1 pseudogene is annotated in these 433 nt (G+C 70.0%); it reads left to right on the top strand.

Annotated features, from left to right (window positions below):
- Nucleotides 1-242: 242 nt before the first annotated feature.
- A pseudogene (locus HUA76_RS46695) lies at nt 243-433 on the top strand (quinoprotein); the annotation flags it as partial.

The raw sequence follows: 433 nt of genomic DNA, 5'->3' as shown, positions 1-433 counted from the left end.
CGGAAGCGGGCCCGTCCGCGCCCGACTTCGTCGCCGTCTGGTACGCCGCGTACCCGTCCACTCGCACTCCGGCCCCGGACCGGAGGGACAGGACAAGCGTTCGCCGCGCACAGCCCGCTCCAACCGCTGCACGGATGGTTTCCAGGCCCGGCGCTTCCAGATTGCCGCTCCACCAAGCTGAGCGGAACGCCCCTGACGTCCGCTCAATCAGGAGCGATGGAACCCGCGACGGGACCCGGCGCGTGAAGGACATCTTCCCCGGCGCGACCAGCTCGGCCCCCAACGCCCTGCTCGAGTTCAAGGGGCGGATCTACTTCGCCGCCAATGATGGGACGCACGGGGATGGGACGGAGCTGTGGACGAGCGACGGCACGGAGGCGGGCACCGTGGTGCTGAAGGACCTCGGCTCGACGCCGAGAAACCTGACGGCCCT

This window comes from Myxococcus sp. CA056 (assembly GCF_013336715.1).
In the GTDB taxonomy this organism is placed as follows: domain Bacteria; phylum Myxococcota; class Myxococcia; order Myxococcales; family Myxococcaceae; genus Myxococcus; species Myxococcus llanfairpwllgwyngyllgogerychwyrndrobwllllantysiliogogogochensis.
The sequence above is the reverse complement of the archived record's forward strand: the minus strand, read 5'-3'. Positions and strand labels throughout refer to the sequence as shown.